This is a genomic window from Dolichospermum sp. UHCC 0406, from assembly GCF_009712025.1.
In the GTDB taxonomy this organism is placed as follows: domain Bacteria; phylum Cyanobacteriota; class Cyanobacteriia; order Cyanobacteriales; family Nostocaceae; genus Dolichospermum; species Dolichospermum lemmermannii.
In genome coordinates this window covers 278,953-304,765 of the sequence record NZ_VILA01000001.1, presented here as the reverse complement: position 1 = coordinate 304,765, position 25,813 = coordinate 278,953, and the positions used below count along the sequence as shown (strand labels likewise).

General features: G+C 39.6%; 26 protein-coding genes and 1 tRNA gene. 18 read left to right on the top strand and 9 right to left on the bottom strand.

What is annotated here, in order from left to right; translation table 11 throughout:
* The first annotated feature begins 18 nt into the window (after nucleotides 1-18).
* The 4 genes from FJR09_RS01430 (at nucleotide 19) to FJR09_RS01415 (ending at nucleotide 4,138) form a co-directional block, all read left to right on the top strand.
* Nucleotides 19-1,155, top strand: a complete 1,137-nt coding sequence (locus FJR09_RS01430; protein WP_015080284.1) for a citrate synthase — start codon at nucleotides 19-21, stop codon at nucleotides 1,153-1,155.
* A gap of 485 nt (nucleotides 1,156-1,640) precedes the next feature.
* On the top strand, nucleotides 1,641-2,759 hold the full coding sequence (gene nuoH, locus FJR09_RS01425) for an NADH-quinone oxidoreductase subunit NuoH (RefSeq protein ID WP_015080283.1): 1,119 nt from the start codon (nucleotides 1,641-1,643) through the stop codon (nucleotides 2,757-2,759).
* 88 nt (nucleotides 2,760-2,847) lie between these two features.
* A complete protein-coding gene (gene ndhI / locus FJR09_RS01420; protein WP_015080282.1) occupies nucleotides 2,848-3,423 on the top strand; it encodes an NAD(P)H-quinone oxidoreductase subunit I in 576 nt (191 codons plus the stop codon).
* A 103-nt stretch (nucleotides 3,424-3,526) separates the two neighbouring features.
* On the top strand, nucleotides 3,527-4,138 hold the full coding sequence (locus tag FJR09_RS01415; protein WP_015080281.1) for an NADH-quinone oxidoreductase subunit J: 612 nt from the start codon (nucleotides 3,527-3,529) through the stop codon (nucleotides 4,136-4,138).
* On the opposite strand, the gene FJR09_RS25695 is transcribed toward FJR09_RS01415, so the two are convergent.
* Nucleotides 4,085-4,219, bottom strand: a complete 135-nt coding sequence (locus tag FJR09_RS25695; RefSeq protein ID WP_256370229.1) for a hypothetical protein — start codon at nucleotides 4,217-4,219, stop codon at nucleotides 4,085-4,087. The two genes, FJR09_RS01415 and FJR09_RS25695, sit on opposite strands and share 54 nt — an antisense overlap.
* A gap of 23 nt (nucleotides 4,220-4,242) precedes the next feature.
* On the opposite strand from FJR09_RS25695, the gene nuoK reads away from it, so the two are divergent.
* Both nuoK and FJR09_RS01405 read left to right on the top strand, forming a co-directional pair.
* Nucleotides 4,243-4,548 carry an NADH-quinone oxidoreductase subunit NuoK gene (gene nuoK, locus FJR09_RS01410; RefSeq protein WP_015080280.1) on the top strand — a complete coding sequence of 102 codons (306 nt, stop codon included), beginning with the start codon at nucleotides 4,243-4,245 and terminating at the stop codon, nucleotides 4,546-4,548.
* A 6-nt stretch (nucleotides 4,549-4,554) separates the two neighbouring features.
* Nucleotides 4,555-5,475 (top strand): NAD(+) kinase, encoded by a 921-nt coding sequence (locus FJR09_RS01405; RefSeq protein ID WP_015080279.1) that lies wholly within the window; start codon nucleotides 4,555-4,557, stop codon nucleotides 5,473-5,475.
* Nucleotides 5,476-5,718: 243 nt separating this feature from the next.
* Here the strand turns inward: FJR09_RS01405 and gntT are convergent, their stop codons facing one another.
* Entirely contained in the window at nucleotides 5,719-7,065 is a 1,347-nt protein-coding gene (gntT, locus tag FJR09_RS01400; RefSeq protein WP_168653253.1) for a guanitoxin biosynthesis MATE family efflux transporter GntT, read from the bottom strand.
* 328 nt (nucleotides 7,066-7,393) lie between these two features.
* Complete coding sequence (locus FJR09_RS01395) at nucleotides 7,394-7,666, bottom strand: hypothetical protein (RefSeq protein WP_051155179.1); 273 nt, start codon at nucleotides 7,664-7,666, stop codon at nucleotides 7,394-7,396.
* 464 nt (nucleotides 7,667-8,130) lie between these two features.
* Here FJR09_RS01395 and FJR09_RS01390 point away from each other — a divergent pair, with 464 nt between their 5' ends.
* From FJR09_RS01390 to FJR09_RS01370, 5 genes are all read left to right on the top strand, one after another.
* Entirely contained in the window at nucleotides 8,131-8,919 is a 789-nt protein-coding gene (locus FJR09_RS01390; protein ID WP_015080277.1) for a GNAT family N-acetyltransferase, read from the top strand.
* Between the two features lie 233 nt (nucleotides 8,920-9,152).
* The gene (gshA, locus tag FJR09_RS01385; protein WP_168653252.1) at nucleotides 9,153-10,292 is read left to right on the top strand and encodes a glutamate--cysteine ligase; all 1,140 of its coding nucleotides are present in this window, start codon (nucleotides 9,153-9,155) and stop codon (nucleotides 10,290-10,292) included.
* 213 nt (nucleotides 10,293-10,505) lie between these two features.
* Entirely contained in the window at nucleotides 10,506-10,967 is a 462-nt protein-coding gene (locus tag FJR09_RS01380; protein ID WP_015080275.1) for a tRNA (cytidine(34)-2'-O)-methyltransferase, read from the top strand.
* 766 nt (nucleotides 10,968-11,733) lie between these two features.
* Entirely contained in the window at nucleotides 11,734-14,076 is a 2,343-nt protein-coding gene (locus FJR09_RS01375) for a peptidoglycan DD-metalloendopeptidase family protein (protein WP_168651630.1), read from the top strand.
* A 146-nt stretch (nucleotides 14,077-14,222) separates the two neighbouring features.
* A tRNA-Met gene (locus tag FJR09_RS01370) sits at nucleotides 14,223-14,296 on the top strand.
* A gap of 84 nt (nucleotides 14,297-14,380) precedes the next feature.
* On the opposite strand, the gene FJR09_RS01365 is transcribed toward FJR09_RS01370, so the two are convergent.
* Nucleotides 14,381-14,872 (bottom strand): GNAT family N-acetyltransferase, encoded by a 492-nt coding sequence (locus FJR09_RS01365; RefSeq protein ID WP_015080273.1) that lies wholly within the window; start codon nucleotides 14,870-14,872, stop codon nucleotides 14,381-14,383.
* A gap of 81 nt (nucleotides 14,873-14,953) precedes the next feature.
* Nucleotides 14,954-15,673, bottom strand: a complete 720-nt coding sequence (locus tag FJR09_RS01360) for a class I SAM-dependent methyltransferase (protein WP_015080272.1) — start codon at nucleotides 15,671-15,673, stop codon at nucleotides 14,954-14,956.
* 16 nt (nucleotides 15,674-15,689) lie between these two features.
* Between FJR09_RS01360 and FJR09_RS01355 the strand changes: the two genes are divergently transcribed.
* Genes FJR09_RS01355 through FJR09_RS24920 form a run of 3 tightly spaced genes read left to right on the top strand, consistent with a single transcriptional unit; the run spans nucleotide 15,690 to nucleotide 16,282 of the window.
* Complete coding sequence (locus FJR09_RS01355; RefSeq protein ID WP_174783225.1) at nucleotides 15,690-15,971, top strand: hypothetical protein; 282 nt, start codon at nucleotides 15,690-15,692, stop codon at nucleotides 15,969-15,971.
* Nucleotides 15,916-16,140, top strand: coding sequence for a hypothetical protein (locus FJR09_RS01350; RefSeq protein ID WP_168654002.1), 225 nt, complete (start codon nucleotides 15,916-15,918; stop codon nucleotides 16,138-16,140). The genes FJR09_RS01355 and FJR09_RS01350 overlap by 56 nt, the downstream gene beginning before the upstream one ends.
* Nucleotides 16,085-16,282: a hypothetical protein gene (locus FJR09_RS24920; RefSeq protein WP_235081818.1), complete on the top strand. Its 198-nt coding sequence runs from the start codon at nucleotides 16,085-16,087 to the stop codon at nucleotides 16,280-16,282. The genes FJR09_RS01350 and FJR09_RS24920 overlap by 56 nt, the downstream gene beginning before the upstream one ends.
* Here FJR09_RS24920 and FJR09_RS01340 read toward each other — a convergent pair.
* Nucleotides 16,203-17,846, bottom strand: a complete 1,644-nt coding sequence (locus tag FJR09_RS01340; RefSeq protein WP_168653581.1) for an ABC transporter ATP-binding protein — start codon at nucleotides 17,844-17,846, stop codon at nucleotides 16,203-16,205. The two genes, FJR09_RS24920 and FJR09_RS01340, sit on opposite strands and share 80 nt — an antisense overlap.
* A gap of 361 nt (nucleotides 17,847-18,207) precedes the next feature.
* Between FJR09_RS01340 and psaC the strand changes: the two genes are divergently transcribed.
* From psaC to FJR09_RS01320, 4 genes are all read left to right on the top strand, one after another.
* Nucleotides 18,208-18,453, top strand: a complete 246-nt coding sequence (gene psaC, locus FJR09_RS01335; protein WP_015080270.1) for a photosystem I iron-sulfur center protein PsaC — start codon at nucleotides 18,208-18,210, stop codon at nucleotides 18,451-18,453.
* 242 nt (nucleotides 18,454-18,695) lie between these two features.
* Complete coding sequence (locus FJR09_RS24915) at nucleotides 18,696-18,851, top strand: hypothetical protein (protein ID WP_168651943.1); 156 nt, start codon at nucleotides 18,696-18,698, stop codon at nucleotides 18,849-18,851.
* 28 nt (nucleotides 18,852-18,879) lie between these two features.
* A complete protein-coding gene (glmS, locus tag FJR09_RS01325; protein WP_168632106.1) occupies nucleotides 18,880-20,757 on the top strand; it encodes a glutamine--fructose-6-phosphate transaminase (isomerizing) in 1,878 nt (625 codons plus the stop codon).
* Between the two features lie 205 nt (nucleotides 20,758-20,962).
* The gene (locus tag FJR09_RS01320; RefSeq protein ID WP_015080267.1) at nucleotides 20,963-21,592 is read left to right on the top strand and encodes a thermonuclease family protein; all 630 of its coding nucleotides are present in this window, start codon (nucleotides 20,963-20,965) and stop codon (nucleotides 21,590-21,592) included.
* Nucleotides 21,593-21,663: 71 nt separating this feature from the next.
* Here the strand turns inward: FJR09_RS01320 and FJR09_RS01315 are convergent, their stop codons facing one another.
* The 3 genes from FJR09_RS01315 to FJR09_RS01305 form a co-directional block, all read right to left on the bottom strand.
* Entirely contained in the window at nucleotides 21,664-23,352 is a 1,689-nt protein-coding gene (locus FJR09_RS01315) for a type I restriction endonuclease subunit R (RefSeq protein ID WP_168653582.1), read from the bottom strand.
* 976 nt (nucleotides 23,353-24,328) lie between these two features.
* The gene (locus tag FJR09_RS24515) at nucleotides 24,329-25,537 is read right to left on the bottom strand and encodes a restriction endonuclease subunit S (protein WP_168653194.1); all 1,209 of its coding nucleotides are present in this window, start codon (nucleotides 25,535-25,537) and stop codon (nucleotides 24,329-24,331) included.
* Nucleotides 25,534-25,755: a DUF1016 N-terminal domain-containing protein gene (locus tag FJR09_RS01305; protein ID WP_217357026.1), complete on the bottom strand. Its 222-nt coding sequence runs from the start codon at nucleotides 25,753-25,755 to the stop codon at nucleotides 25,534-25,536. Before FJR09_RS01305 ends, FJR09_RS24515 begins: the two co-directional genes overlap by 4 nt.
* Nucleotides 25,756-25,813 lie beyond the last annotated feature (58 nt).

Below are 25,813 nucleotides of genomic sequence, written 5' to 3'. Positions count from 1 at the left end.
AAAGTAAATGGTGTTGCCATGACGGTATGCGAATACAAGCCTGGTTTAGAAGGTATTCCCGCAGCCCAGTCGAGTATTAGTTATGTAGACGGGCAGAAAGGAATTCTAGAATATCGTGGTATCAGGATTGAGGAATTAGCCGAAAAAAGTACATTCCTAGAAACTGCATATCTGTTAATTTGGGGTGAGTTACCAAATCAGGAAGAACTAAAAGCATTTGAGCATGAAGTTCTCTTCCACAGACGCATCAAATACCGCATTCGGGATATGATGAAATGCTTTCCTGAAAGTGGTCATCCGATGGATGCTCTTCAAGCTTCTGCTGCTGCTTTAGGTTTATTTTATTCTCTTAGGGACTTACATAATCCGGTCTACATTCGTACCGCCGCTGTCCGTTTAATAGCGACTATTCCCACGATGGTAGCAGCGTTCCAGTTAATGCGGGAAGGTAATGATCCAGTTAAGCCCAGAGATGATTTAGGCTATGCGGCTAACTTCCTGTATATGCTCAACGAGAAAGAGCCTGATCCTTTAGCCGCTAAAATCTTTGATATCTGCTTAATTCTTCATGTTGAGCATACAATGAATGCTTCTACCTTTAGTGCTAGGGTAACAGCTTCAACCTTAACTGATCCTTATGCAGTAGTTGCCAGTGCCGTAGGTACTTTAGGTGGACCATTGCATGGTGGAGCGAATGAAGAAGTAATTCAGATGTTAGAAGAAATCGGTTCTGTAGAAAATGTTGTCCCTTATGTGGATAATCTTCTGCAACGCAAAGCTAAAATTATGGGTTTTGGACATCGAGTTTACAAAGTCAAAGACCCCCGGGCTACAATCTTACAAGGCTTGGCAGAGCAGTTGTTTGAGAAGTTTGGCTATGATGAATACTATGAAATTGCCGTGGAAATGGAACGGGTAGTTTCGGAAAAACTGGGTGACAGAGGGATTTATCCTAATGTTGACTTTTATTCCGGTTTAGTGTATAGGAAAATGGGAATTCCTACAGACTTGTTTACACCAGTATTTGCGATCGCTCGTGTAGCAGGTTGGTTAGCACACTGGAAAGAACAACTGGTAGAAAACCGGATTTTCCGTCCTACCCAAATTTACAACGGTCGTCACGAAATCGCCTACACTCCCATTGACCAACGTTAACTAACAAATAAATTAACTCTAGATTTTGGATGTTTAATTCAAGTCCTCTAATGGGCAGATTGATAACTGTCCTATCTACCATTGAGGCTTGTCGTCCAAAATCAAAACCCGCTAAAATTGGCAACTTGACAGCAGCAGCCAGTGTGGGAAAATCAGACAATTTGTAGACCATAGACAACCGTTACCAACTCGGAAGCGGCTAATTTGTCTTGTTTAACGACTTAATGGGGAAACTTTTGCCCATTTCCTCACCCACCAATCATCAATTCCCAATCCCAACCATAAGTAGAAGTTGTCTTGTGGAGTCTCATGGTGAAAACCATCCAAGGATATACTAGACTCATGAATTGGCAAATGTATTGAACTTCAATCGGTCATCATCTCAGCAGAGATTATTACTAAAGCTGAAGACAAAAGATGAAAATTAGAATAACTGATTTCATCCTTCACAGTTCATCAGCACGTTGACTTAAAGAGCAGCAAACATGAATCCAGGAATTGACCTCCAAGGAACTTTTATTCAATCTGTCAAGGACTTAGGCGTACCCCCAGGAGCGGCCAAAGCCCTATGGATGCCATTACCAATGGTATTGATGCTGATTGGGGCTACAGTAGGTGTCCTAGTTGCCACATGGCTAGAACGGAAAATTTCTGCGGCAGCACAGCAACGAATTGGTCCTGAATACCAGGGTCCTTTTGGATTGTTAGTGCCTGTAGCAGATGGTCTGAAGCTGGTATTTAAAGAAGATATCATCCCCGCCAAAGCAGATCCTTGGCTATTTACCATTGGTCCAATTATTGTCGTTTTACCAGTATTTCTGTCCTATTTAATTGTGCCATTTGGACAGAATATTATCATTGCTAACGTCGGCATGGGCGTATTCTTGTGGATTGCATTATCGAGTATTCAGCCCATTGGCTTATTAATGGCGGGTTATGCCTCCAATAATAAATATGCCTTGTTAGGAGGTTTACGGGCAGCAGCGCAGTCCATCAGTTATGAAATTCCCTTAGCATTGAGTGTACTAGCGATCGCTATGATGTCCAACAGTCTCAGCACCGTTGACATCGTTAATCAGCAATCTAATTTTGGCATTTTGGGCTGGAACATTTGGCGACAACCATTAGGTTTCGTGATCTTTTGGATAGCCGCCCTAGCAGAATGCGAGCGCCTACCCTTTGACTTACCAGAAGCAGAAGAAGAACTAGTTGCAGGGTATCAAACCGAATATTCAGGCATGAAATTCGCCCTCTTCTACCTCAGTTCCTACATTAACCTGGTACTTTCTGCCTTACTAGTAGCAATTTTGTACCTTGGTGGTTGGCATTGTCCTATACCCCTGGAGATGATCACTGGTTGGTTAGGAGTCAGCGAAAGTGACCCAGCAATTCAGGTAGTCACAGCGGTTATAGGTATTACCATGACCGTAATCAAAGCCTACTTACTAGTATTTTTCGCCATCCTCATTCGTTGGACAGTACCACGGGTACGGATTGACCAATTGCTAGACTTAGGATGGAAATTTCTCTTACCAATAGGCTTGGTAAATCTCCTATTAACCGCAGCCTTCAAACTAGCCTTTCCCTTCGCCTTCGGTGGGTAAGGCAATTTTAGATTTTAGATTTTGGATTGAATCTGAAATCTAAAATCCAAAATCCAAAATCCAAAATTGTAAAGAGAGAGACACAAAAATGCTTAAATTCCTCAAACAAGTTGGTGATTACGCCAAAGAAGCAGTCCAAGCAGGTCGTTATATTGGTCAAGGATTATCTGTTACTTTTGACCACATGAGACGGCGACCTGTTACCGTCCAATACCCCTACGAAAAATTAATTCCTGGTGAAAGATTTCGCGGTCGCATTCACTATGAGTTTGACAAGTGTATTGCTTGTGAAGTCTGTGTGCGTGTTTGTCCCATTAATCTTCCTGTCGTTGACTGGGAAATGGACAAAGGCACTAAAAAGAAAAAGCTCAAACACTACAGTATTGATTTTGGAGTTTGTATCTTCTGCGGTAACTGTGTGGAATATTGTCCCACCAACTGTTTATCCATGACAGAAGAATATGAACTAGCTACTTATGATCGCCATGAACTTAATTACGATAGCGTAGCCCTGGGACGTTTGCCCTATAAAGTTACAAACGATCCAATGGTGACACCATTACGAGAACTTGTTTACCTACCTAAAGGCGTAATGGACCCCCACGGAGTCCCCGCCGATGCCCCCCGTGCAGGTTCTCGTCCAGAAGACCTAGTAGAAAAATAATTGACAACTAACAAATGACAAATGACAAATGACAACTAACAAATGACAAATGACAACTAACAACTGACAACTAACAACTAACAACTAACTAAGGACAAAAACAGTGAATCTAGCCGAAGGAGTACAGTCTGTATCACTTGGCATTCTTGGCGTAATGATGATTGGGACAGCACTAGGTGTGGTGCTATTCTCTAACATTGTTTATTCCGCCTTTTTGCTGGGAGGTGTATTCATCAGCATGGCGGGAATATACCTATTGCTAAATGGTGATTTTGTCGCATCAGCACAAATCCTAATTTATGTTGGTGCAATTAACGTTTTAATTCTGTTTGCCATTATGTTGGTAAACAAAAGACAGGATTTTTCACCATTACCTAGTGCGGGATTACGGAAAGTATTTACAGCTTTAGTGAGTTTTGGACTATTTGCGCTTTTAAGTACAATGGTATTAGCTACGCCTTGGGCTTATACAACTAATCCCGTAGTTAGTCAAAATTCCATCATTGTCATTGGTGAGCATTTCTTCAGCGACTTTTTGCTACCCTTTGAATTAGCTTCCGTTCTGTTGCTAATAGCAATGGTAGGAGCAATTATTTTGGCACGTCGGGAATATTTACCTGACCAAGTACCAACTTCTGACCTACAACAAACAATTTTAACCCTACCAGAACGCCCCAAAGAACTCATCGGCACTGGTAGAAGTTCTGACAACTGACAACTGTACGGGCGAAGCATTTGGAAGATAAATTATCGGTAGTTGCGAAAAATGCTTCTCCAAATGCTTCGCCCCTACCAACTAACAACTGACAACCGACAATCATGCAACTCCAATACTTTTTATTACTAGCCGCAGCTTTGTTTTGCATTGGGATTTATGGTTTAATTACCAGTCGCAACGCAGTGCGGGTACTGATGTCAATTGAGTTATTGCTGAATGCCGTTAATCTAAATTTAATGGCATTTTCCAACTTCCTTGATTCAACCTTAATTAAAGGTCAAGTTTTCACAGTTTTTGTGATTACAGTCGCAGCCGCAGAAGCGGCAGTGGGTTTAGCGATTGTGCTGACGATTTATCGCAACCGCGATACCGTTGATATGGAGCAGTTTAATCTTCTGAAGTGGTAATAGTGCGTGCAACTCAAGCAGGTAATCATTGCTTATAAAGCACGAGATCCCCAGAGTAAAAGCTGGGCTGAACTTTGTGCTAAACAACTAGAAAATCGTCATTGCCAAGTATTGATGGGACCTAGTGGGCCAAAAGATAACCCCTATCCGGTTTTTTTGGCCTCTGCTAATCAACCAATTGATCTTGCTTTGGTACTTGGTGGTGATGGTACTGTCCTCACAAGTGCCAGACATTTAGCCCCAGCTGGTATCCCCATTCTCGGAGTGAATGTAGGCGGCCATTTGGGGTTTTTAACTGAGTCAGTAGATGAGTTTCAAGATCCAGAAATAGTTTGGGACAGGCTGTTAGAAGATCGTTATGCTATTCAACGGCGCATGATGTTACAAGCAGCGGTATATGAGGGAACTGGCTCAAATTTAGAACCTGTGACTGAAAGTTACTTGGCTTTAAATGAATTTTGTGTCAAACCGGCTTCTGCTGACAGAATGATTACCTCAATTTTGGAAATGGAAATTGATGGTGAGATAGTAGATCAGTATGTGGGAGATGGGTTAATTATCTCTACTCCCACAGGTTCTACTGGTTATACTGTTTCTGCCAGTGGACCAATTATGCACGATGGGATGGAAGCAATTACCATCACTCCCATTTGTCCCATGAGTCTTTCAAGTCGTCCCCTTGTCTTACCTCCTGGTTCTGTGGTCAGTATTTGGCCTTTGGGCGATTATGATTTAAGTACCAAACTCTGGATGGATGGTGTGTTATCTACTTCCATTTGGCCAGGACATCGTGTTGATGTCCGAATGGCTGATTGCCGCGCTAAGTTTATTGTATTACGGGCAAATAACTCATATTATCAAACACTGCGGGAGAAGTTACTTTGGGCTGGAACGAGAGTTCGCTACAACAATAATCACCGCAATTGATTTTTATGTATCTTTTCTAAATATTGTCCCGTTAAGTCCGTCATAGTAAATTCAACTTCGCCCCCAATTTTAAGATATTTGGGGGTTTTTAATATCTATTCTTACTGACAATTGAAAGTATGAACTATAGCAGGAGTCAGAATTTACCGAATCAGAATTCAGAAGTTAAAAGTAGTTGTCAACGAAGTTTCATCAACACCTAATAACTCTCTTTTGTGAGTTTTTGTAATTAAGTGTATTAATTTAATTTAATATGGTCTCGATCTTCAACTCTTTGCTTTTCACCAGATATACTCCAAGAATCACCATTCTAATCACCATAAACATAGACATAGCCAACCACAACATATGGTTATTGTGATAAAACCATGTTGATATAGCTAGAGGGATAAATCCCGCCAAGGTACTGATTAAGAAAGTATTGCGGAGAACAACCCCTTCCGCTAGACCCGTAAAGTATCCCTCCAGAACTAAACAAATTGAGGCACACCCCAGAACCACTAATAACCAAGGAACATAGGTCTTAATTAGCTCTATGATTTCGCTGTGGTTGGTTAACAACCCAAATATGGTTTGTGGAGAAAGGACACAAAGACCAGCGCAGGTAAGTCCTATGGAAAGACTAGTTCCTATTGCTATTTGCAATAAAGGCAAATACTTATGAGTTGTCTGTTCACCTTTAAATGTTCCAGTTAAAGCAGCGGTAGAAATTCCTACACCATTAAAAATATCTATAGTCAGCAGTAACACCTGTAAAAGTAAGGCATTGCCAGCAAATATCATTGTATCCATTGTTGCGCTCAAACAGGAAAAAATGACGTAGGTGAATGCAATAGTTAAAGACCTCACAAATAGATTTCCATTCAACCGAGCAATGGATTTGAAACCTGACGATTCCAAAATTTGCTCCTTTAATGCTGCTACCTCTTTTAAAGGGACATCACGGAGTAAGAAAATTAACCCCGTCAACAACATTAAATATTGGCTGACTCCGGCAGACATTCCGGCTCCGGTACTTGCCCAATGCCACTGGTTAATATATAGGTAGTCTTGCAGTATATTAACCACATTGTAAACAATGGTCATTAGCAATACCCTACTACTTTTTTCCTGTCCAATAAACCAGCCAATTAGTACATAGTTGAGTAAAACTGCTGGTGCGCCCCAAATACGGGCATTAAAGTAGGCAAGACCAGCATCCTTGACCTCTGGAGAAGTAGTAAACAGTGCAAACCCCAAATTCCCTAAGGGTTCATGTATAACCAGAATGAGTATCCCCAAACCTAAAGCGATCGCGCTATTCCGTATTCCTACTAGTAACATAGCCTCTCGGTCATCTTCACCAACAGCTATTGCTGTCATGCCTGTAGTTACTAAACGTAAAAAACCTACACTAAAGTATATATAATCAAAAAGAATTGCACCCAGAGAAGCACCTGCAAAATAGCGGATATCTGTCAAATGACCTAGAAAAACTGTACTGGTAAAACCAGCTAACGGTATAATAGTGCAAGATAAAATATTAGTAAGGGTAATTAGATAAAAGCGAGAGATAAATTGATATTTACCTGACAAGGGGAATAATAGCATCGTATAAAAAGCCCGATTTGAAGAGGTTTTGCCCTACAGAAAATTTCATAAATAACTACAAATATGAAATTACATGATGACGATTTTTTGACTACAGCAGAATTTTGCAGTAAAATCCTATTTTAGCACCGCCTCCTATTATACCATCATAGATCCTTTGTAGTACCTTGAGCCTGTAATTGAAGGGTACAAATTGCATTGTCAAAATACTAGTTACAAAACTAGCATTTTCAAAACATATATTACTACTGGTTACATCTTGAAGAAGAAAATTCACATTTGGAGAAGTACATCTATATCTAGCGCTCTATATCATGGATGGGCTTTCTTATATCCCAAATAGGTTAATATTCTTTTTTGAAATATGTTGTTGAGATAGTAGTGATAAAGTTGTGCCTGTGGAAGAACCTATATCATATATAACACTATTATCTTTGATAAAATACTCGCTAATTTCAACTACCATTCTCTGAATCTCTTCATAAAAAGGCACGCTCTTTATAACATGACTGTCAAAACTTTCACTAACTTGCTGATCAAATTTCCAGTTACCATGACTAGCTAGAATTAAATCGTCAACAGACTCAATTGAATTACTCATATTTTCACCTTCTTATGTTTCTATTATTACATTATTATTTGATTTGCAGCATTTCTGTCTGAAATATCACATCTACAACGACAAGTCAATATTTCAAAAAGTTTCTATTATTACATTATTATTTGCAGTATTTCCGTCTAAAATATCACATCTACAACGACAAGTCAATATTTCAAAAAGTATTTAACAGGTTCTAGGAGCATATAATAGAGCCTACTGATCCTATAAGAGATACACTAACTACTAAAAGACCAAAACCTCTTCTCTATTTTTTTATTTGGAAGTCTCTAACGCCAAATTTTAACGCTAATCTACTTGTATAACTAAATTTGTATCTTATTACCAGATTTTTTGAGCAGTTAAGCTCATAATGAAAAAAAGATAATAACCAGATCCCCGACTTCTTTAACAAGTCGGGGATGTATCTTCTATCAAATATTTTACAAATCTATGTAGGAAAATAGATGAAAGTTTCTGATCGCTACAATAATTATCAACTCCATCTTTCTGATTTTCCCATTTTGCAAACTGATAAATATATCCTGCGTCTAGCTGCAAATCCTCAAGAACTAGAATCTATTTTCCAATTGCGATTTGAAGTATTTAATTTAGAACTCGGTTTAGGATTATCTAATTCTAATATTGCCCAAATGGATCAAGATAAATTTGATCAAGTTTGTCATCATTTATTACTCATTGCTAAAAATACGGGTGAAACGATTGGTACTTATAGAATGCAAACTTATACAATGGCTGCTCAATATCTAGGATTTGATGCGGCTGATATATTTGATCTTCATGGTATTCCTGATGCTGTTCTTCAATCTTCTGTTGAGGTGGGACGTGCTTGTATAGCTAAGAAGTACCGCAATAGTCATACTCTATTATTACTGTGGAAAGGATTAGCTAATTATTTACTTTGGACTAAACAACAATATTTTTTTGGCTGTGCATCTTTACTTACACAATCTCATCGAGAAGCAGCTTGTACTTTTAATTATTTAAAACAAAATAATTTTATCCATCCTCATATTTTAGTATGTCCTCATGCAAAATACTTGATAGAAATTCCGCAAAGTTATCCAGAAAAGTCTAATATATCAATTCCTAATATTTTTCAGGCATATCTAAATATTGGGGCTAAAGTATGCAGTTTACCAGCTATTGATCAGCAATTTAAAACTATTGACTTTTTAGTTATTTCTAATATTGCTGATTTTACTAGATGGCATTATGGCATGAGATTGAAATAATGACACTGTTTTTTTCGGGCTACGCATCTTTTAAAAACATCTTTTTTTTGACTGAAGCTCTAAACTGATGAAAATGAGTGTTTCTTATCTGTTCCCTATTCCCTATTCCCTGTTCCCTTTTTTGTAATTCTTATGACTTTTTCCTTACCTAAATTTATATATACATAAAAAATGCAAAAAATCGTCTAATTAGATACAATTTATGAACATTAGAAGAAGTTTTGGAGAATAATATGGTCTTATTAAAAGGCTTTGAGATTGAGATGTACACTGGTACGCATCAAGGTGATATTGTCGGACTATCGGATCAAATTACTACAAATTTAGATGGATTTATGCGTGAGCCGGATAGCCGGAATGTGGAGTATATAACTCAACCATCTATGAATTATGACAATTTATTGTGCGCTTTACTACGTCCTAGAAAAGAGTTGCGGAACTATCTCCAAAGCTTGGATAATTATACTTTGATACCGGGTAGTACATTATCTTTGCAAGGAAGCGATCTCTTTTTGCGTTCTGACCCCACCAATCCCTATCATGATTACATTGAACAAACCTATGGCACAAAGGTAGTTACTGCCAGCGTCCATATCAATGTTGGTATCAGTGACCCAGAGGTATTAATGCGTGCCTGTCGGATCATGAGAATGGAAGCACCTCTATTCCTAGCTATGAGTGCCTCATCTCCTTTCCTAAATAGTAAAACTACTGGTTATCATTCCACCCGCTGGGGACTATTTCCCCAAACTCCCCATCATGTCCCCTTATTTGCTAGTCATGCGGATCATATTCAATGGGTAAATGAACAGTTAGCATCTGGGACAATGCAAAATGTCCGGCATTTGTGGGTATCAGTGCGTCCAAATGGCGATCGCCGTCCTTATGATTTAAATCGCTTAGAACTGCGAATTTGTGACTTGGTAACAGATCCCATGGCTTTGTTAGCAATGACAGCTTTATTAGAAGCGCGGTTAATCCAAATTATCAATAACCCAGCTATTGATCCTTTAACTCAAAGTCCGTTTTCTCCCGAAGAATTGATCACCTTAACCATGAAAAACGAAATGGCCGCTGCTACTGACAGTCTTGATGGAAGATTGCAGCGATGGCAAGATGGTAGGAGTATTCTTGCCAGAGATTGGATAGCAGAAATATATGATGAAGTTTGGAGTATTGCCAAACAACAGGGCTTTAGTTGTTTCCTCTCCCCCTTGCAAAAAATTCTCCGAGAAGGTAATGAAGCTCAACAATGGTTACAACTACACAAAATAGGCGTTGATATTCAGCGTGTAATTGCCCAAGCCATTATTTCTACCCAAGAACGGGAAACCGAACTAGAAAGTAAACTATGTTCATCTGTGCGGGAATAGACACCAGACAAGAGGGAATAGGCAAGAGGGAATAGGCAAAGATACATATTCTCCTCACTCAGATTCTTATTTCCTCTCGCTGAAATGATTAAAAAAAATAATCAATGGAAAATACTTCGTAACATATTAAAAAAAACTATATATCGCCTCTACATTTTGGTAGATTTTTAGACAGCAAGAAATTTCCTAATATACAATTTAGATTTGCAAAAGATGCCCCAGATAGTTTTAGTGAACCCACAAATTCCTCCGAATACTGGCAATATTGCCCGGACTTGTGCCGCTACAGGCACGGAATTACATTTGGTCGGTCCTTTGGGATTTGAAATTAGCGATCGCTATCTGAAACGAGCCGGGTTAGATTATTGGCCTTACGTTAAATTCCATTATCATGACTCCATAGAAGTATTTCAAAGCGTACAAAAACAACGTGGGGGTAGATGCTTAGGTTTTAGTGTTCGTGGTGATTTTAACTACATTAATTTTGAATTCCAAGCGGATGATTGGCTGCTTTTTGGCAGTGAAACAGCAGGTTTACCAGCAGCTACTCTCTCAACTTGTGACTCTACCTTATATATTCCCATGTATGAACCTGGTGTTCGTAGCCTGAATCTATCAGTCAGTGTGGCCATAGGTTTATTTGAATGTCGTCGTCAGTTAGGCTATTTACAATAATTCATATTCACCAACAAAAATTTAGGATTAAGTGTGATAGAAACATATCTATCAGATCAATCACACCAAAACTTGCTATAATAATGTTGTATAACATACATAAGCAAAAGGTGAATAGTGATAAATACTGATAAGCTCCGCTAACATGACATAAGAAATTTGTATAGATATTTTCAGGGTGATCTAACCACCAAGGATAGAATTTAGTTAATTCTTTAGATGATGACTCGAAACAGGAAAATTACCGAAAACCATTACTCTCAATGATTTGGATAACTTTGTATCCAGAAATACAACAAAATAATGCGAAAATTGCAGATGTTGTATACGGTTGTTTTTTAGGGAAAAATAAAAGTAAAGTGTCCTATTGATAAAACGGATTTAGTCAAAAAATCTTGAAAACGTCTACAGCGGGATCATTGCTATTGCAGAAGTTGTCCAAGCTCATGAACTAATAAAGACAATAGACCTAGCCAAGTTATGATATTTGTTTAGTTCAGTGGTTTTGTAGCAAAATGAGTGGAGATAACTCTCAAGAGTGAGAATTTTTAGGTTGTGAGGAGTGACTTAGACAAGACAGCACCAAAAACTTGAAAGTTTAGTCAGGTGTAGAACTTGTTTAAATCAGAGAAGCACGTTAATCTTGCGTAAGTGTCTCTGGTGAATGTGATCTTGATATATGGTTTGATGTGAGATCAATCATGAATTAATATCCAACTTAAAAATCGAGATCAGTTAAACGCTAGTGATCATTAGGAGGTCGTCTTTGAAACGAGCATTGAAAAAAAGAGATAAGGCTGTGTTGAACAATACCCCCAGCGGCGATGATGCCCAGGTAGAGCAAACAAATTATGAGATCAATCCCAAAATGACCCGCCGGGCGCGGACTCATCGGGCAGCTATGGTTGGCTTGGCAATATCAATGGGAGCAACCAGCCTTTTGGTGACTCGACAAAGCGATCAAGCCCAAGCAGCGGCTCCTGTTGGCAGTCAAAAAGCAGCTTCAACAATGCCGGTTGTTTCCGAGACTGAGATGAAATTTGCCACCTCCAAACTGGAGTCCCCAAGCATCTCACCAACAGGCGCGGTAGCAACTCCCGTTATATTGGAACCAACAGTGGTTTCACAAGTACCTGGGCTTGAAGCTAAATGGCAAATTGCCACCAAAAACATAGCCGTCGAAGGCACTGCATCCAATGTAATTTCCCCAGCCAATCCCGCTGATAGAAATTCTGTTCAACTAGGGCAGGAAGTGAGCTATCGTCCAGTTCAAGCGACATTACCAATAAATAACCAACTGCCTGAGACAGCGCCACAGTTGTCTAAAGTGGAAGCGGTAACTGGCAGTACCCAAAATTTGCCAGCAGGGGAGTTAGCCAGCGGTAATGTTAATGCTCAACTCAAAGCACAGCAAGAGTTTGCCCTGAATCGCTTACAGGAAAAATCAACTCGGTTAAGAAATAGTTTGGCAGATTTGCGGTCTGAACAAACCCAAGATCTATTAAAAACTGGGATTAAGGAAGCACAACCAACCACTGTAGCTAATAAATCCGTACCAGAACAATCGGAAAATTTGACTGATTCTCAACAATCCGAGCTTATTTCTCGGTTGAAACCGAATAAACAAACAAGTCCGACGATACAGGAAATACCCATACCTGCATCAGCATCAACAAAAGTTGTCGCACAATTGTCTCCCTCAACATATCAAGTTAAGCCTGGAGACACCTTAGCGGAAATTGCTAACAATTACGGTACTTCAGTTTCTGAGCTAGTTAGAGCTAATGATCTGAGTGATCCTAATCAACTGCAAATTAATCAAAGGTTAATTATTCCTACGAACAAGATATTAGAAACCTCTGGCCGGGTAGATGATTCTTCTTTAAATAATCCTAGTTTTAACCCCAGATCATTCGTTGCTAACAATACCAGCGTTCCTGTTCCTCCACCAAGAGTAATAGAGCCGCTAGAACAGACGGAAACTCCTGGTGTGACTATCCCAGTCCCAGTGGTGACAGGTGAGCAAGAACGGAAAAATTATCCTAGTATCGCTAACCGGATTAATGTTCCTGCACCAATAGAGACAGACAGCCAAGGACAGACTGCTATTTCTATTGTTGTCCCACAAGCTTTACCTACACCCAGTGACTCTTATGGCTTAGGTGGTGATGCTCCATTACCAAGAGCTTCTTACCAAAAGCATGGGTCACAAAAACCAGTGCAAAAGGTATCTAAAGCCAAAGGTAATGAACGTATCCGCAGCTTGCAAGCAGAAATTGAGAGATTGCGATATAAATACCGCGCTCAACAAGCTGGTGTGGCTGTTACAGGATCTGAAAACAATAGTCAGTCTGTACCTGTTGCTATTGAATCATCCAATAATTCGGTAGTGTCTCAAGCCAATGCCATCCAGATTGCTGTACCTCAAGCAATATTGCCAAGTTATAGTCATCAACCGCTCAAGACTCTAGTAACAGCATCTGCTCCCACCAATGAGCCGATTAACCCAGAATTCCTGCCCGGTAAAACTGGTGCGAGATGGAATTCTCCCCGCAATTCATCTGGTATTAAGTTGACAGTGCCTCCTGCTCGTGCTAATGCGTCTGACTCTTTAGGAAAATTGCGAGGAACTTCTGTTTCTCCAGCTTTACCACCTATAGCAGCAGTAGATATACACTTGCCTCAAACCACTGAAGACAATCCCAGTTTCCCCTCTAATTCTGCCGCTACAGGCTACATTTGGCCAGCTAAGGGAGTTCTGACCTCTGGCTATGGCTGGCGCTGGGGAAGAATGCACAGAGGGATTGATATTGCTAACTCAACAGGCACACCCATTTACGCTGCATCTGCTGGTACAGTCGAGAAGGCTGGCTGGAATAGCGGTGGTTACGGTAACGTTGTGGATATCCGCCATGAGGATGGTAGTTTAACTCGCTATGGACACAACAGCCGGATTTTGGTGCAACCTGGTCAACGAGTGCAACAAGGTCAGACAATTGCGGCTATGGGTAGCACTGGTTTTAGCACTGGTCCTCACACTCATTTTGAAGTTCATCCATCTGGCAAGGGTGCTGTTAACCCTATCGCTTTCTTACCAAATCGGATTTAATTGCAGATAATCTGGAATTAAGTGATTCTCTGGTTAATGGAGGGAGGTAAACTCCCTCTTTTTATTTTTGGGGCAAAAATTTGGAAATTGATAGTTGTCAGATGCAAATTTCTATGCTATCTTAATATAAGTTGATAAAACAACGTGGCTCAGTAGCTCAGTTGGTTAGAGTACGGGACTCATAAGCCTGGGGTCGTCAGTTCAAATCTGACCTGAGCCATTAAAAACAATATCATATACAATAGTTTCAGCCTTCAGTCATTTATAGCACTGGGGCTGAATATTTGTTTGAAGGCTTTCCTGACTACATTACCCGCAAACCTAAAATCATCAAATCTCGTTCCACTCCGTCCAAATCAGCAATTTTCGGTAAATTCCCCCAGGCTTGAAAACCGAACCAGGCAAATAATTTTAAACTGGGTTGATTATGAGCGAAAATAAAACTAACTAACGTCTTTAAACCTAAATTGGGACTTTCTTGGATGGCTTTTTCTAAAAGTTGTTTTCCCAAACCACGTCCTTGAAAATCTGGGGAAATATAAATACTAATTTCCGCGGTAGAATAATAGGCTGGTCTGCCGTAGAATGATTGAAAACTCAACCATCCAGCAATTACACCATCCGTGTCCACTACCCACAGGGGACGTTGTGAGGGGACTCGTCCTTGAAACCAAGCTAAACGACTTTCCACAGACACAGGTTCTAAGTCAGCGGTAGCCATGCGACTAGGAACAGCAGCGTTGTAAATGGCGACAATGGCGGGTAAATCAGATTCTAGGGCATGGCGGATCATCATTGCGGCTATTTGGGCAAAATTCTTGATAAAATCTTTCCAAATAATACAGCGTTAAGAGGCTATTTATTCGATAGTTTTATCTTAAAACCGAACTTTGTACAACTCGAATAATTCTCCTAATTGCCGTTTAACGATTTTAGCACCTCCAACTTTAATGGTTTTTTCCCACTCCGCGACAGTTTCTAGAAATACCTCTGCACCTAAATAGGTTTCTAGTACAGCCCAATCTTCAGCTAAAGGCTGTTCTGAATTAAGAATATCAAATACAAAATGTCCCCCTGGTTTCAATACTCGTTTGACTTCCACCAAGACAGCTTGCCAATATTCTAGAGGAAAATAGCAACTAAATCCTGTAGCAATGACTAAATCAAATTGACTTTGATCATAGTTTAAATGGTGAGCCGGTCCTAATTCTACACCTTTGAATAATTTTGAGTTTAACTGTGAACCACGGGAGTTAAGGGTGTCTTTGGCTATATTACTAATTTCTTGCCCATAAAAGAATGCTTGCCAATCTCTCCAAGGATAGATTAAAAAACTGACACCGCAACCAATATCTAAACAATGTTCGTTTTTTTGAGGTTGAGCAATTTCCCAAAATGGTGAAACTATTCTCTCACTTAATCTGCCATTAATCCATTCTCGAAATATTGGCATTGCTTCTACTTCGTCGGGAACTGCAAATTTCTGATTTTGATATTGATGATTAAAGCGATATGCTATTTGTCCTATTCTCTCTTGCCATTTATCTGAGGAATAGCTATTTCTTTGATAAGAATTAGAAGGCAAATTTTTAGACATTAATTATTTTTGTCAGTTGTTAGTAGGGGCGAAGCATTTGGAAGATAAATTATCGGTCATTGCCAAAAATAGTTCTCCAAATGCTTCGCCCGTACAGTTGTCAGTAGGGGCGAAGCATTTGGAAGATAAATTATCAGTCATTGCCAAAAATAGTTCTCCAAATGCTTCGCCCGTACAGTTGTCAGTAGGGGCGAAGCATTTGGAAGATAAATTATCAGTCATTGCCAAAAATAGTTCTCCAAATGCTTCGCCCGTACAGTTTTCAGTTGTTAGTAGGGGCGAAGCATTTGGAAGATAAATTATCAGTCATTGCCAAAAATAGTTCTCCAAATGCTTCGCCCGTACAGTTGTCAGTAGGGGCGAAGCATTTGGAAGATAAATTATCAGTCATTGCCAAAAATAGTTCTCCAAATGCTTCGCCCGTACAGTTGTCAGTTGTTAGTAGGGGCGAAACATTTGGAAGATAAATTATCGGTCATTGCCAAAAATAGTTCTCCAAATGCTTCGCCCGTACAGTTGTTAGTTGTTATTAAGCTTTTGCTAATAAAGGTGCAGCAGCTAAGAGGGTTTGGGTGTAGGGATGTTGAGGATGAGCAAAAATTTGCTTAGTCTGTCCTAATTCAACTATTTTACCACCATTCATTACGGCAATGCGATCGCACAAAAACCGCGCTAACCACAAATCATGGGTAATGAACAAATAGGTTAATTTAAATTCATCTTTTAGTTGTAACATCAAATCGAGAATTTGTGTTTGCACACTGGCATCTAACATACTCACTGGTTCATCACATATTACCAGTTTTGGCCGAGTAATTAAAGCCCTGGCTATAGCTACCCGTTGTTGTTGTCCTCCAGATAAATCGGCGGGATAACGGTGATAATAGAGTTCTGCTGGGGTTAAACCCACTTTTTCCAACATCCATAAAACCTGTTCTTTAGCTTTTACAGCATTAGCTAAATTATGAATTAATAAAGGATCTGCTATACTTTGTCCTACCGTCATAGCTGGATTTAAACAAGCATGAGGATCTTGAAATATCATTTGGATTTGTCTCCGAGAAGAGCGGATTTTTTGCCGAGATAAACTGGTTAATTCCTGTCCTAAAAATTCGACTTTTCCCGATGTCGGACTAATTAATTGTAAGATAGTTCTCGAAAGTGTACTTTTCCCACAACCAGACTCTCCAACTAATCCTAAAATTTCCCCAGCATACAATTCTAAGTTAATCCCATCTACAGCTTTAACCGTTTGTCCTTCTCCTTTAAATATCCGTTCAATAAAATTCGGTTCTATAGTATAATGTTGCTTGAGTTCTGTAATTTTTAAAATGGGATTTGCCTTTTCTGTTCCCTGTTCTCTTTTCCCTGTTCCCTCTTCCTTTTGAATATGTAAAGCGGCTTTTAATAAAGATTGAGTATATTCATGTTGTGGATGAGCAAATACAGTTTCCGTTTTTCCCATTTCCACCATTTTACCCTGATACATTACCCCAATGCGATCGCAATATTCCCCCACCATTGCTAAATCATGGGAAATTAATAATAATCCCATATTTTCCTCTGCACACAATCGCGTTAGTTCTTGGAGAATCTGAGCAGAAACAGTCACATCTAAACTAGTCGTTGGTTCATCAGCCACAATTAACTTAGGACTTAAAAGTAAAGCTAAAGCAATAGCTACCCGTTGACGCATTCCCCCGCTAAACTCATGGGGGTACTGACTCCAACGACTAGCGGGAATTTTCACCTTTGCCAAAGTCGCTAAAGCCTTTTCCTTCGCTTGCTGTTTCGATAATTCCGGTAAATGGGCTTGTAGAGTTTCAATACAGTGATTCCCAATTGTCATCAATGGATCAAGGCGCGTCCTGGGGTCTTGAAAAATCAAAGCTACCGCTTCACCTCGAAACTTTTGCATCTGAATTGGTGTCAAATCTAATACTGATTCCCCTTGAAAATTTACTATTCCTTCAACGCGACTAGAGGCAGGCAATAAACGCATTATCGCTCTTCCAATAGTGGATTTACCACAACCGGACTCTCCCACCAATCCCATTCTTTCGCCAGGCTTGAGAATAAAAGATACACCATCAATCGCCCAGCTTTCTACCTCTCCACTCCGTCGCGGATAAGCCACACGGAGATTTTCAACACTCAATAAAGCTTCACTCATAATTAATTATTTTATAACCTTTGATATTGTTGGGGATTCATCATAACTCGACCAGGATTAATCAATCTATAGATTATAGATAATGGGTATGATAGATAACCTCTAAAAAACGACTATTAATTTACACATCTTTACAATTCGCCATCTGGGAAAGAGAGGGGGTTGGGTAAACACTTGATGGCGATGTTCCTGATTACAGCCATATAACAGCGATCTTAGTAGATAAATTATCTAAAGTGTCTATTACATTGTTTAAAGTTATGTAGCCTTTTGCTTACAAGCTATCAAGCCCTGGGGTAAACTATGCCTTGATTATGATTCTTTCACTCCAGAAGAACACCCGCAAGGAGCAGTTTTTTAAATGTCTCATACCGTTAAAATCTACGACACCTGCATTGGCTGTACACAATGCGTCCGCGCTTGCCCTACGGACGTGCTAGAAATGGTTCCTTGGGATGGCTGTAAAGCCGCTCAAGTGGCTGCTTCTCCCCGCACCGAAGACTGTGTAGGTTGTAAGCGTTGTGAAACTGCTTGCCCCACCGACTTCTTGAGTATTCGCGTTTATCTAGGCGCTGAAACAACTCGCAGCATGGGCTTGGCTTACTAAGAATTTCATTTCTAAATTCTTGGTACTTTAGTGCTGAGGAGTGAAAACGGGAGAAACATCAAGATTCTTTCCTCATTCCTCAGCATTTTTTGTCAGTTGGTAGGGGCGAAGCATTTGGAGAAGCATGTCTCGCAACTACCGATAATTTATCTTCCAAATGCTTCGCCCGTACAGTTGTCAGTTGGTAGGGGCGAAGCATTTGGAGAAGCATGTCTCGCAACTACCAATAATTTATCTTCCAAATGCTTCGCCCGTACAGTTGTCAGTTGGTAGGGGCGAAGCATTTGGAGAAGCATGTCTCGCAACTACCAATAATTTATCTTCCAAATGCTTCGCCCGTACAGTTGTCAGTTGTCAATGACCAATCACCAATTCCAGCAACTATACTTAAAATTTAATCATCCTGAAACCGGAGTGGTTTAAGCAATGTGTGGAATAGTTGGATATATAGGCACTCAGCCAGCGACAGATATTTTACTGGCTGGACTAGAAAAATTAGAATATAGAGGTTACGATTCAGCCGGAATTGCCACTATTTTGGCAGGTGACGTGCATTGTGTCCGAGCTAAAGGCAAATTACTCAACCTGCGTTCTAAACTGGAACAAATCGAAAATCCTGCCCAAATAGGGATTGGTCACACACGCTGGGCAACTCATGGTAAACCAGAAGAGTATAATGCCCATCCTCATTTAGATACGGCATTGCGGATAGCAGTGGTACAAAATGGGATAATTGAGAACTATCGAGAATTGCGGGAACACTTAAAAGCATTAGGACATGAATTCCGTTCAGAAACAGATACAGAAGTAATTCCCCATTTGATTGCTGAGTGTTTAAAGCATTCTCCTGAAAATCCTCTTTCCCCTTCAGTATTTTTAGACGCTGTGCAGGAAGCTGTCAGTAAATTAGAGGGGGCTTATGCTATTGCGGCTATTTCTGCTGACTACCCCGATGAGTTGATTGTAGTTCGCCAACAAGCGCCTTTAGTCATTGGTTTTGGCCAAGGTGAGTTTTTCTGTGCTTCCGATACCCCGGCGATTGCCCCCTATACCCGCGCTGTATTGTCCCTAGAAAACGGCGAAATTGCTCGTTTGACTCCTTTAGGCGTGGAGGTCTATAACTTCGCTGGACATCGCTTAAAAAAGCATCCCCGCACTTTGAACTGGAATCCCATTATGGTGGAAAAACAGGGATTCAAACATTTTATGCTCAAGGAAATCTATGAACAACCGGGAGTAGTGCGGGATTGTTTGGAGGCTTATTTCCCTGCTAGTTCGGAATCACCAGTAAAATTAGATTTACCGGCAGATTTTTATGCAGATTTAGAACAAATTCAAATTGTCGCTTGTGGTACAAGTTGGCACGCTGCATTAGTAGGTAAATACTTATTAGAACAATTGGCAGGAATTCCTACTCAGGTACAATATGCTTCGGAATTTCGGTATGCACCATCACCGCTAACGCCTCATACTTTGACTATTGGCGTAACTCAATCTGGAGAAACTGCTGATACTTTGGCAGCTTTGTCTATGGAAAAAGACCGCCGACAAGGGAAGGAAGCTAAGTATCAAGTACGACTTTTGGGGATTACTAATCGTCCAGAAAGTAGTTTAGGTAATATGGTGGCGAATATTATCAATACTCATGGGGGAATTGAAATTGGTGTGGCGGCAACGAAAACTTTTGTGGCACAATTAATGGCGTTTTATGCTTTGGCTTTAGATTTAGCTTATCGTCGTCAGGAAATTAGTGATTCGAGATTTGAGGAAATTCTTACAGGTTTACGTCAGTTACCAGGGGAAATTGAAGCGATTTTAGAAACGCAAGAACGTTATATTGAACATTTAGTACATGATTTTTCAGAAACCAAAGATTTTATCTTTATTGGTAGGGGAATTAATTTTCCCATTGCGTTAGAAGGGGCTTTGAAATTAAAGGAAATTAGTTATATTCATGCGGAAGGATATCCAGCAGGGGAAATGAAACATGGACCAATTGCGTTGTTAGATGCGAAAGTTCCGGTAGTAGCGATCGCTGTTCCTGGTAGTGTATATGAAAAGGTAATTTCTAACGCTCAAGAAGCAAAAGCCAGAGATTCCCGGTTAATTGGGATAACTTCTGTTAAAGATGGGGAAGCGGCGGAGATTTTTAATGATTTAATTCCGGTTTCTGAAGTTGAGGAAATTCTGTCTCCAATTCTCACGGTTATTCCGTTGCAATTGTTAGCTTATCATATTGCGGCGCGGCGGGGTTTGGATGTAGATCAACCCAGGAATTTGGCGAAATCGGTAACAGTTGAATAAATTCTAAGTAGGTCGGCGTTAAAAATTATCGTTGTGGAAAGACAAGAGGCAATACTTCGACTTCGCTCAGTAACCAGAGGCAAGAGGCAAGAGTGAAGAGGTTTTTGGAGATTTTACTTTTCTTTACACAATTTGGTTTTATTATGTTGACCCACTTAGCGCAATTTTACACAATAACAGGCTAAATTGTCTTTGGAGATGTCTAATGAATAAATTAGTGAAACAAGGATTAGTTTGGCTAGGTGCAGCTATGATTGCAGTTAGCTTAATAGCGTGTGATAGTTTGTTTGCTCCTCAAGGTGAGCTAGTGGAACGAGTAAGTGATGGTGATACATTAATATTGAAAAGTGCTGATGGTAAAAAGTTCACGGTGCGGTTTGCTTGTATTGATGCTCCAGAAATAGCGCATTCTCAGACAGAAAAGAAGAGTAAAATTACTCAAGATGTCAATCAGTTTGTTTGGGGTATGAAAGCGAAAACACGGATAGAGGAACTGATTAAACAAACAGATAATCGTGTAAAGTTAAATATTACAGATAGCGATCGCTATGGGAGAAAAGTTGCTGAAGTTCGTTCAAAAGATGGTACGTTTTTACAGGAAGTCTTGTTAAAAGAAGGATTAGCTAAAGTATATCGTCCCTATTTAAGCAAATGTCCTAGTAGGGATATTATTCAACAAGCCGAAGCACAAGCGCAAAAACAAAGGATTGGTATTTGGAGTGATCGAAAATTTATTGATCCTTGGGATTATCGGAAAGCAAATAATTCACATAGAATGAAGAGAACCACTGATCTAAAATACAGCGGTTTCCGCTCTTATGAGGTACAAAGTTGAATCATGAAACTCTTGTAGTGCGGGCATCTTGCCCGCTAGATAAGTACCTCATAACACCGGGAAGTGCTGTATTAAGCTGCTTTGTTCTGAGAATACAAATATTGTTGAAACTCGATAAATACTTCGCTGATATTAGCAACGCTTCCTAATTGTGTCACAGCATCTCTAACAGTATGATATTTCAACTCTAACAGTTGTGGTAATTTAGCCCGATCTAATTCCTCTACTCCATCTTTAATATATTGATCTAGAACAAAGTTCAAAAACTCCTGCTGTTTACCAATATATCGAGAGAAAATTAAGGATTTATGGGCTAAAACTCGTTCTTTGCGGCTAATAGGTGTGGAATCATAAGCAATATAAGCTAATACATCATATAAATCACTTTTTTCAGCATTAATTAACCGACTAATTTCTGTTAATTGTTCTGAATCATAACCCCTTTCTGATAAACCTGCTAATAGGGCTTTACGAGTATCTGGACGACTCCAAATAGTTCTTAATTCGGCTTCATTTTTGAATAATTCGGGAATTTCCCCAAAAAGACGTTCTATAAATTCTTCCGCGCTCATGGGTTTACCGTCTGGACTCCAAAAGCTGTAAGTATATTCATCTAGGGTAGTTTCGATTTGTCTGACTTTGAAGGGAGTTAAAAACCCGTCGTTAATGCCGTCTTTGAGGGCGTAGATATAAACTGGATCACCAAAATAAGCGTAGGTATCGGCGTTGTGTTCGCGTTTGGGGGTGGCTGTGAGTCCCAGTTGTACAGCGGGTGAGAAGTATTCTAATATGCCTCGCCAGGTGCTTTCGTCTTTTGCTCCTCCTCGATGGCATTCGTCAATAATGATAAAATCAAAGAAGTTGGGAGGATAGTCGTTAAATTTGGGAGTGGGATTACCTTCTTGATCTTTTCCGGTCATGAAGGTTTGGAAAATGGTAAAGAAGACGCTGCCATTTTTGGGGACTCGTTTTTTCTTGCGAATCTCTTCAGGGTCTATGCGGACTAGGGCATCATCAGGAAAGGCGGAAAAGGAATTGTAGGCTTGATTGGCTAAAATGTTGCGATCTGCTAAAAACAGGATTCGCGGGCGGTGTGTGGGTTTTTGACTGAGATTCCAGCGACTTTGAAACAGTTTCCATGCCAGTTGGAAGGCGATAAAGGTTTTACCTGTACCTGTGGCCATGGTTAATAAGATGCGGGTTTGTCCTTGGGCGATCGCTTCTAAAACATATTTGATAGCATTATGTTGATAATATCGAGCCTCCCACGTACCGCTTTTGTCTTCAAAGGGGATAGCTGCAAAAAGATCGCGCCATGTATTTGCTTCCCTTCGACTCCCTTCGACTTCGCTCAGGGCAAGTCGCTCAGGGAACTCATTAAAGGTGGCTTCCCATAGCTCATGGGGGGTGGGATATTGATTTATATAACTTTCTTTCCCGGTGTGCATATCTACTTGGTAGATGCCAATATCATTGGTAGAGTAAGCAAAGCGAGTTTGTAATTTTTCGGCGTATTTTTTCGCCTGTCCTAAACCTTCGGTGTCGGGTAAGTCGCGTTTTTTGGCTTCAATAACGGCGAGTTTTTCCCCACGATAAACTAATACATAATCGGCGATGTCTGCTTTTGCCCGTTTACTGTTGCCAATTAAACGACCAGGGGCGATGACTTCGCGGCGAATACGGCTATTTTCAATAACTCCCCAACCTGCGGCTGTGAGGGCAGGATCTATTAATTCGGCGCGGGTTTCTGCTTCGTTCATTATTTTTTGTCTGAATCAGGATTTCCAGGATTTGAGGATTTTCAGGATTGATTTACTTGTTTTCTGTCAGAAATAAATACTATTTGATTATATCAATAAACATCCTGTACATTTTTTGTCTGAGAGGATGTTTGAAAAGTCCCTCATGGTGTATCAAATATTTTTAGATCCCCCTAAATCCCCCTTGAAAAGGGGGACTTTGACTCTAGTTCCCCCCTTAGCAAGGGGGGTTAGGGGGGATCTGTAATTGCCTAAAATCACAGCCTAAAACTTTTCAAACACCCTCTGAATCAGGATTTCCAGGATTTGAGGATTTTCAGGATTGATTTCCTCGTTTTCTGTCAGAAATAAATACTATTTGATAATATCAATAAACAGCCTGGACATTTTTTGTCTGATAGCGTAGCGTGGCGTTAGCCATATCAGGATTTCCAGGATTTGAGGATTTTCAGGATTGATTTATTCGTTTTCTGTCGGAAATAAATACTATTTGATTATATCAATAAACATCCTGTACATTTTTTGTCTGAGAGGATGTTTGAAAAGTCCCTCATGGTGTATCAAATATTTTTAGATCCCCCTAAATCCCCCTTGAAAAGGGGGACTTTGACTCTAGTTCCCCCCTTAGCAAGGGGGGTTAGGGGGGATCTGTAATTGCCTAAAATCACAGCCTAAAACTTTTCAAACACCCTCTGAATCAGGATTTCCAGGATTAGAGGATTTTCAGGATTGATTTCCTCGTTTTCTGTCAGAAATAAATACTATTTTATAATATCAATAAACAGCCAGGACATTTTTTGTCTGATAGCGTAGCGTGGCGTTAGCCATATCAGGATTTCCAGGATTAGAGGATTTTCAGGATTGATTTATTCGTTTTCTGTCAGAAATAAATACTATTTGATTATATCAATAAACATCCTGTACATCCTTAAATCCTGAGCATCCTGATTCAGACAAAATATTTTTATCATCTTTTCTATTTTTCCCCTTTATCTGCGGTGAGTTCTCCTGTAAATGCTTTTTGTAGGATGGATTGTTTTAGTTCTTTTAATGCGGCGATTTTTTGGCGGTAGATGTTTTCGAGGCGTTGGGTTTCGGCTGATAGTTCGTCCAATTTGGTGACTATTTCTTGTTGTGCATATAATGGAGCGATAGGAATAAAAACGTTATTTAATTTTGTTAAAGTAAGCCTTGTTATTGCTGCACCATCAATATATCCTAGAAAATTTTTCCTACCTAAGTTGCTATTAGCATAATGTACAAGATATGTATTTAAAATCTGTGAAGAAGTTTTAAATACTGCAACACTTGATAATAAGGAAAATTCTTCTTCAAAATTATTAATTGCCGCAATACCTGCTGTTGCACCATCTTTTATATATAAAACATCACCTTTTTTTACAGGACATCTTGAATAAATTTTTTGATGGTCTTCCTCTGATATAAAAGTGATTTTAGTCAAATCTATATAATAAGGTTTAATGTTTTTGGCTGTTATATACATATACTTGCCATCTTCACTATTTTTTGGGGAAAAATGTGTTCCATCTTTTACTTGACATACATCCCCTAACTTCTTCTCTTCCCACCCGTCGCCTTTTTGGGTAAAGATTGAATTTAGATAACTTTCAAATAATTCGCGGGCATTAGAGAGGTTTTTTTCCGTATTACGAATCGCTCTATCAATCCCCTCAAATGCTTCATCTGCGATCGCCACAATTCGCTTTTGTTCGGGAAGTGGGGGAAAAGATATAATTAGTGGCTCAATATCATAGTTATTAATTTGAGGTATGGATGATCCACTTCCTAGTTTCCTCATGTCTATATTTAAGAAGTAAAAATACAAATACTTAGGAAGTAAAATATTTGATGGGATGACTCCCATAATATTTAAATCTGTACATATTGGTACAGAAGTTAATCTTTTCTTATTAGTTAGAATCGCTCCACCTCGTTTTGGAAAAATTGTCGTTCCAACTGGGAAAATAGAGTTTTCTTTAAGAGATTCTTGATTCAAGAATCGTGATGATGTAACAATTTCAGTATCATTTTCAGAAAGATTCATATCCGCAACTTTTAGGTATGGAATGTCTCCATAAGTTTCTTCAAGACTTTTGTTTACTGTTGTTCCACTCTTTAAAGTGCAAATTTCTCCTATCTTCTTTATCTGCCATTCTACTTTCATAACATCCCCCAATACTTACAACGACTAAAAATAATCAGATTTTTCGTCCAACTAATTTCTCTAACCAATGGTTGGAGATTTGGCTTATCCACATATTCACCGTAAAACTGGCGCATAAACCATAAATTTGCCGCCGAAAACCCATTCCGTCCTGGGAACTCACTTTGTAAATCTCGCGCTAGAGTTTCCACCACAGATTTACCCCAGGGGAAACGCATCTTATCAATAAGGACTATTTAATCTCAATAATGACCCAAAAATTCGCATTAACGTCTA

Excerpts from the sequence above, each read along its gene's own strand:
- FJR09_RS01390 (WP_015080277.1), top strand. The coding sequence starts at position 8,131 with ATGAAAGTTTCTGATCGCTACAATAATTATCAACTCCATCTTTCTGAT.
- FJR09_RS01340 (WP_168653581.1), bottom strand. The coding sequence starts at position 17,846 with ATGAGTGAAGCTTTATTGAGTGTTGAAAATCTCCGTGTGGCTTATCCG.
- psaC (WP_015080270.1), top strand. The coding sequence starts at position 18,208 with ATGTCTCATACCGTTAAAATCTACGACACCTGCATTGGCTGTACACAA.
- FJR09_RS01305 (WP_217357026.1), bottom strand. The coding sequence starts at position 25,755 with ATGCGTTTCCCCTGGGGTAAATCTGTGGTGGAAACTCTAGCGCGAGAT.
- FJR09_RS01380 (WP_015080275.1), top strand. The coding sequence starts at position 10,506 with ATGCCCCAGATAGTTTTAGTGAACCCACAAATTCCTCCGAATACTGGC.
- FJR09_RS01395 (WP_051155179.1), bottom strand. The coding sequence starts at position 7,666 with ATGAGTAATTCAATTGAGTCTGTTGACGATTTAATTCTAGCTAGTCAT.
- glmS (WP_168632106.1), top strand. The coding sequence starts at position 18,880 with ATGTGTGGAATAGTTGGATATATAGGCACTCAGCCAGCGACAGATATT.
- gntT (WP_168653253.1), bottom strand. The coding sequence starts at position 7,065 with ATGCTATTATTCCCCTTGTCAGGTAAATATCAATTTATCTCTCGCTTT.
- FJR09_RS24915 (WP_168651943.1), top strand. The coding sequence starts at position 18,696 with ATGCTTCGCCCGTACAGTTGTCAGTTGGTAGGGGCGAAGCATTTGGAG.
- ndhI (WP_015080282.1), top strand. The coding sequence starts at position 2,848 with ATGCTTAAATTCCTCAAACAAGTTGGTGATTACGCCAAAGAAGCAGTC.
- FJR09_RS24515 (WP_168653194.1), bottom strand. The coding sequence starts at position 25,537 with ATGAAAGTAGAATGGCAGATAAAGAAGATAGGAGAAATTTGCACTTTA.
- FJR09_RS24920 (WP_235081818.1), top strand. The coding sequence starts at position 16,085 with ATGCTTCGCCCGTACAGTTGTCAGTTGTTAGTAGGGGCGAAACATTTG.
- nuoK (WP_015080280.1), top strand. The coding sequence starts at position 4,243 with ATGCAACTCCAATACTTTTTATTACTAGCCGCAGCTTTGTTTTGCATT.
- FJR09_RS01360 (WP_015080272.1), bottom strand. The coding sequence starts at position 15,673 with ATGTCTAAAAATTTGCCTTCTAATTCTTATCAAAGAAATAGCTATTCC.
- gshA (WP_168653252.1), top strand. The coding sequence starts at position 9,153 with ATGGTCTTATTAAAAGGCTTTGAGATTGAGATGTACACTGGTACGCAT.
- FJR09_RS01315 (WP_168653582.1), bottom strand. The coding sequence starts at position 23,352 with ATGAACGAAGCAGAAACCCGCGCCGAATTAATAGATCCTGCCCTCACA.
- FJR09_RS01365 (WP_015080273.1), bottom strand. The coding sequence starts at position 14,872 with ATGATGATCCGCCATGCCCTAGAATCTGATTTACCCGCCATTGTCGCC.
- FJR09_RS01320 (WP_015080267.1), top strand. The coding sequence starts at position 20,963 with ATGAATAAATTAGTGAAACAAGGATTAGTTTGGCTAGGTGCAGCTATG.
- FJR09_RS01430 (WP_015080284.1), top strand. The coding sequence starts at position 19 with ATGACGGTATGCGAATACAAGCCTGGTTTAGAAGGTATTCCCGCAGCC.
- nuoH (WP_015080283.1), top strand. The coding sequence starts at position 1,641 with ATGAATCCAGGAATTGACCTCCAAGGAACTTTTATTCAATCTGTCAAG.
- FJR09_RS01350 (WP_168654002.1), top strand. The coding sequence starts at position 15,916 with ATGCTTCGCCCGTACAGTTTTCAGTTGTTAGTAGGGGCGAAGCATTTG.